This window comes from Ochrovirga pacifica (assembly GCF_000220525.1).
In the GTDB taxonomy this organism is placed as follows: domain Bacteria; phylum Bacteroidota; class Bacteroidia; order Flavobacteriales; family Flavobacteriaceae; genus Ochrovirga; species Ochrovirga pacifica.
The window spans coordinates 149,816-155,815 of the sequence record NZ_AFPK01000044.1; the positions used below are offsets into that span (position 1 = coordinate 149,816).

6 protein-coding genes are annotated in these 6,000 nt (G+C 34.1%); 3 read left to right on the forward strand and 3 right to left on the reverse strand.

What is annotated here, in order from left to right; genetic code table 11:
* Positions 1-704 precede the first annotated feature (704 nt).
* Together FS85_RS16140 and FS85_RS0109765 are read right to left on the reverse strand one after the other, a co-directional pair.
* On the reverse strand, positions 705-1,808 hold the full coding sequence (locus tag FS85_RS16140; protein WP_139062186.1) for a T9SS type A sorting domain-containing protein: 1,104 nt from the start codon (positions 1,806-1,808) through the stop codon (positions 705-707).
* Between the two features lie 466 nt (positions 1,809-2,274).
* Positions 2,275-2,478 (reverse strand): hypothetical protein, encoded by a 204-nt coding sequence (locus FS85_RS0109765; RefSeq protein WP_010136054.1) that lies wholly within the window; start codon positions 2,476-2,478, stop codon positions 2,275-2,277.
* A gap of 147 nt (positions 2,479-2,625) precedes the next feature.
* Between FS85_RS0109765 and FS85_RS0109770 the strand changes: the two genes are divergently transcribed.
* The 3 genes from FS85_RS0109770 to FS85_RS0109780 are packed head-to-tail and all read left to right on the forward strand — an operon-like array spanning position 2,626 to position 3,996.
* Entirely contained in the window at positions 2,626-3,381 is a 756-nt protein-coding gene (locus FS85_RS0109770; protein WP_010136055.1) for a hypothetical protein, read from the forward strand.
* 4 nt (positions 3,382-3,385) lie between these two features.
* The gene (locus tag FS85_RS0109775; protein WP_010136056.1) at positions 3,386-3,781 is read left to right on the forward strand and encodes a DUF5675 family protein; all 396 of its coding nucleotides are present in this window, start codon (positions 3,386-3,388) and stop codon (positions 3,779-3,781) included.
* 5 nt (positions 3,782-3,786) lie between these two features.
* Positions 3,787-3,996 carry a hypothetical protein gene (locus FS85_RS0109780; RefSeq protein WP_010136057.1) on the forward strand — a complete coding sequence of 70 codons (210 nt, stop codon included), beginning with the start codon at positions 3,787-3,789 and terminating at the stop codon, positions 3,994-3,996.
* Positions 3,997-4,255: 259 nt separating this feature from the next.
* On the opposite strand, the gene FS85_RS0109785 is transcribed toward FS85_RS0109780, so the two are convergent.
* Positions 4,256-4,687 (reverse strand): DUF6943 family protein, encoded by a 432-nt coding sequence (locus FS85_RS0109785; RefSeq protein ID WP_033194674.1) that lies wholly within the window; start codon positions 4,685-4,687, stop codon positions 4,256-4,258.
* Positions 4,688-6,000: the final 1,313 nt, after the last annotated feature.

The window sequence follows — 6,000 nt, forward strand, 5'->3', positions numbered from 1 at the left end:
GCTGTAAATTGAAATAGCCAATCGTAGGTTTTAATGCTTACACCAGAATAGTTTTCTAAATAGATTTTTTATTTTTTTTTAGCATTAAAAAAATAACAATAATGTAGCATACAAACTGTACATGAAAAATGACATGGTTAAACTGTACTTCAAACATCTGCTTATGCTGTTGCAAGAAATTTATTTTATCAACAGTTTTAACTAGATAAAACCTAGGTATAAGTAGTACGTTTGCAATCACAAAAGGAATACAGTGTATTACATTCTTTGGTTTGAGCTTAAAATCAGAATAACAAACAGATTTTATGTATAAATATAAAATAGGTATTTGTAAAAAAGAAAATGTGCTTCTAAAAATAAAAAGGCTGTATAATTTTGTAGGCATCTTCTCAAGGAGAATTCCACTAGTGTCTATAGCAGTCAGAATTAAAAATATTGAAAAAAGACGATTACTGATTTTAGTTTTACTAATTCTAAGCGTTGATAAGTAAAGTGCTAAAAATAATGAGACAAATATTGTTATAGAAGAAATTGTGTTTATCAAAAGAATGTCAGTTTTGCTTGTAAGTAACGTTGTACAAAAATAAATGTAAGATAAATTTACATAACAGTTTTTATATTCAGTCATTAGCATATAAAAACAATGACTACAAAGATTTACCTTTAGTAGTCATTGAATTTATAAATTATTAGTAAATAATATTTTATTCTCTTATAAACTTTAAAGTATTTCCATTCTCAAGTTTAAGGAAATATACTCCATTCTTTAAGTTCTGGATGTCAATTTTTTCATTTTCAGCAGCTCTTCCTCTTTTAATTATTTGACCTATAGCGTTAAATATTTCATAATGTTCTACTTTAGTTAGGCCAGCTATTTCAATAAATTCAGAAGACGGGCTTGGAAAAACCACTATTTTGTTATTGATAAAATAATCAGAACTACTTAAGGTAGTACAAGTAACGTTTGGACTATATCCGGATGGTGTAATATCAGCTGGTATCGAATTGTGTCTGTACCAATTTGTATTCTTGTCTGCAAGGTTATAAATAGTAGCAAGTAAATCCGAGGAGGTACCTGTAAGAGTTCCAGTATATTTAACATTGTCTACTTCATTATCAGAAACTGGGGTAGGAGCATGAATAGCCATACAGTTCACTCCATTTGTTAACCCAGGAGGTACATGAGAAGTTGAACCACCACTAGCAATAAGACTCCACCCTGTAGTATCGTTATGATTACCACCATTCTCTCTATTATCGTTCATATGGAAAGCCGTAATAAAATTGGGCACTGTGTTCGCTGGTCTAGCCCCAGTTGCACTAGTATATACTAATACTTGATCACCAGCAATTAAATTCCAGCTAGCTCCAGCTAGAACACCAGAGATTGTTCCACCCCCATCAACTGTAAATACATCAGATCCCGATTCATAAATATGCACTATTGTTCCACAACTTAGACCCCCAGCGGGAGCTGTCCATTTGATATGACCTTCTGACCCACCCCAAAATCCAAGTGAAGTATCATTTAAGGCATTATTCCAGCCTTCTTCCGAGAAATAGATTTCCTGATTTGCAGGAATGTCAGTTAGAGCAATCCAAGTAAAACTATGATCTTTTCCAGGTCCTGGTCCTGAATCTTCATTAAACCCAATGATTGCGATATCTCCAACAGCCAGTTGAGCATAAGAGGTAGTGGTTATTACAATTAGTAAAAGTAAGGTTTTTATTTTTTTCATTCTGTTAATATTATAGGTAGTTATTGTATTATATGCATAAAAACATCGTAAATGTAAAACAAATACCAAAAACAATCTACATATATTATCTTATGTTGAAACTTTTTTTTCAAAGACAATTTAATTTAATAATGATTGTATACCAAGATGAGTACTGAATCTGTATTCATTACATTACTCAGTAAACTGACAATAAAGTTAATAACAGCGAAAAACTGTCTTTTTTTTTGACTTTTTATTTCATTTTTTCTCAAACTTTCTCTAATGCATTTTGATGACATCTAAGTCTTAAAAACAAAAAAACACTCAAGGAGGCCTTGGTGTTTTTAAGCTTTTCGATTGATCGCGGAGAAAGAGGGATTCGAACCATTTCTTCTATACCTTATAAAACAGTACCATACGGTACTTTATATTTACAATACTAACCGATTTACTAACCTTACAAATTGATACTATTTGTTATCAATTGACTTTCATTCGCTCCTACAAATTTACAAATTAACTACTTTTAAATCAACACAAAACACATCAAATTTTATGATACTTGCTTCAAATAATTATTAATGATTTCGATACTTATTCCACTGTATTCAGCGAATTCTTCAGAGGTAATAAATTGGTGTGGTTGCTTATCAAAATGTTCTCTAATCTCTTTTAATAGCCTTCTACCATAACGTTCACTTCTTCCTGTTATACACTGAACATCTTTTGGATAAATACATGCTCTGGTAATTTTCATGATTTAATACTTTAACTATACTTTATCCTAGGGGTAAATATACACCTTTTCGGAAAGAAAGGCTTTTAACGGCCTATATAACACCCTTATTTTGATTTCTATATAAGATACTAATTCTTTTGTTATAAACTTTAAAATCATAGTATTATGGCAAAACAAACAGGTATTATTAAATTAAAAGGAACTATCGGAGGTATTTCTTTTTACAAAACAACCGATGGGCATTTGGCTCGTGAAAAAGGGGGTGTAGATGCAGAACGTATTAAAAACGATCCTGCATTCCAAAGAACTCGTGAAAATGGTTCTGAATTTGGAACTGCTGGTAAAGGTGGAAAGCTTTTACGTAACGCTATCCGTATTCTTTTGCAGAATGCTAAAGACAGACGTGTTACAAGTAGATTGACTACTTCAATCTTAAAAGTAGTGAAAACAGACACTACAAACGTTCGTGGAGAAAGAACCATTCAAGATGGAACATTTGGTTTGTTAGCAAACTTTGAGTTTAACATCAATGGAAAATTGGGTGCAACTTTATTTGTTACTTACACTAATGCTTTTGATAGAGCGACTGGGGAAGCAACTGTAAACATTCCGGTATTTAAACCAACAACTCACATTGCAGGTCCTTCTGGAACTACTCACTTTAAAATTGTGACTGGGGTTGCGGAATTAGATTTTGAGAATGAATCTTTCGCTTTTGACAATGATGAAACAGCTATTTTACCATACGATGGTAATGATACTGCTGTTATTGACTTGACTGCTTCCGCTCCTGCAAACTCTGTATTACCAATAGTACAGGTAATTGGTATTGAATTTTACCAAGAAGTAAATGGTCAAATGTATTCATTAAAAAATGGAGTTTACAATGCATTAGCAATCAAGATTGCTGATAAAGTGTAAGGATATGGATATCTATTTACATAGAACTTATTTTAAAGAGAGTACCAACGGTGCTCTCTTTATCCAAGATTCATTTTTTGGATTCTGTATCGAGTTGCCCTGGTTAGAGAATCGTAGAAATGTTTCTTGTATTCCAGAAGGAACTTATATGTTAAAACCAAGGTATTCTCAAAGACTCGGACATCATTTGATTTTGGAAAATGTTAAAAACAGGACACTTATTTTAATTCATCCTGCCAATGATGCTTTGAAAGAATTAAGAGGCTGTATCGCTCCTGTAACTTGTTTATCAGGAATTGGAAAAGGTACTTCTTCCAGAAGCTTATTAAACAAATTGGTTTCCAAATGTTATCAAGCTTTTGATAGAAAGGAAACTGTACAATTAATTATAAAATCTTAGAACTTATGAAAATTCAAGAACGATTAAAACATCCAACACCATCCTTTTTTAGAAAACTTAGAAACATTGGTCTAGCATTAGCAGCTGCAAGTGGAGCCATTTTGGCCGCTCCAATTGCGTTACCTGCAGCAGTTATTAGCATTGCGGGTTATGTAGCAGTTGCTGGAACGGTTGCTACTGCGGTCAGTCAAGCTGTGGTTTCAGACAAAAAGTAAAAAGCTATGGGAAATCTTCAATTAAAATCAACCGTATTTGGAGGGACATTGTTCACAACCATAGCCAATATAAAACTACATGATGTTTACTTCACCATTATCATGGCGGTCATTGGTGCTGTGGTCAGTTTCTTTGTTTCGCTCCTGTTACGTAAGATTTTTTTGAAGTAATTTTAGTAGTTGGTAGAAGGTAGAAAGTAAAAAGACTTTATTCTGTACTTCATTTTATAAACTCCTGGTCAAAAGACCTGGAGTTTTTTTATGCACTGATTTTGTTTTTACTTTCTTTAAAACAGGTTTGTATAAAAGCCTTTTTTAATAGTTTAATTTTTTCCAATGCTTGAGATAATCTTTCTTGCTCCTGGTTAATTGCTTGAATGATTTTGATGTGTTTGTAAACCTCAACATTTAAAATCATTCCTTCTTTTAATGTTTTAGAACAATCTTTAATACCAATAAATGGAATAACACTACCCTTTAAATAATAAGCATAAAAACCTCCAATTTGAAGCATCATTGATAAATGAAATAATGTGTTTTTGTCTTCTTCTGATCTGGTGGTTACCACAAAGCAGTTCGGACAAGGGTTGTGCAGTGGCTTGCCACTGTTCAATCCTTTGTTTAAAATGAAAAAGTGAGGTTGGTCGTAGGTCATCCCTACACGGTGGGTCTTGATTTCAAAACAGTGCATAGCTATCCAATTAAAGTTGCTTCACTGCGTTCCGCCACAATATTTTTTTGGAGAAAAAAGATGCCATACGCTTTGTTGCTGTGGCTATACAGTCAAGGTTTTTGGTAAAAAGTTTAATGAGTACTTTTTAAACTCAAATTGATGTTTCTTAAAGTTTTTATCAAAACCCCTTGTGGGCTTGACCTTTACGGTATTGAGCGTTGGCCGATGGAAAGCAACTATATTTGCAACCTTTTTTATAAAATTATTCTTCCCTTTTAAATCGGAGACCAATTTGTTTACATAATTCTAACTGTTTAAAATCGAAGAGGGAAAAGCAAGTGGTTTGGAGAGTAACGGAAAACCTCTTGCTGTGCGGTGCTGAAGGGGTTATTATAGAATGTTAGCTTAAAAAAAAACTCACTAACTCCTGCAAGCACAAGGGAAATTGAAATAGAATATTATGTTTTATTTCATACTTTTTCTTGATAAAAAGTAAGCAAAAATCAAGAAATACCTTATGAAATTGCTGTGCACCATTCACTCCACAATTCCATGCTCTTTTTCTTCGAAACGCACTTCCATTGTTACGTTCTTTATTTCTTAGGTTTTTCATCTAATCAAAAGAACCTTTAAACCTTTTTGATTAAGAATGTTTATTATGTGAGTAATACAGGTAAAACAGCCTTGAGCCAAACGGTGGGCTGAGTGTGCAAATAGTGAAATGGTTTGCAGACACAGACCAAGCGCTAGCGAGCCGCCTTGCGAGTGGAGCAACGGGTGTTGCAAAAAGTGCATGAGGTAACGAATGTGGTTTGCAGCTATGTGTGGAGTTGAACGGCAGGTTTTTGTAATTTTTTCAAACAAAAACCTAGAGAGAAACGGAACAATACACAAGGGTACCGATTTAATGGCCACAGCCTTTCGACAGGCTCAAGACAGGCAAAAAGGCGGAGGCAACACAATCAAGAACCCGTAGCCCGTAGCGACCTGCAAGGCGAGCTAAAATTATGGCAATGGTTGGCTGTGATGTGGCTGAACGAAATGAACCGAAGCCATGAGTGTGAATGAAGTGAAGTGACAAAAACAGACAAAGGAATTGCCGTGAGGACTGATTGAGGAACGCAACAACCGTGACAAACTTGCCCTTCGGCTGGGCTCAGGGTACGGATGGGGCAACCTTTAGGACATAACACTCTTTTTTTGAACTTTAAAAATAATAGGAAAGCTTAAAAAAAGTGTGTTATAGGTTTGGCGGGGTTGTTTGCTGACGATTGAACGGACGAACACCGCTTTACCGTGCATTAGTTTATCTTTAAAACTTTCTATTAATT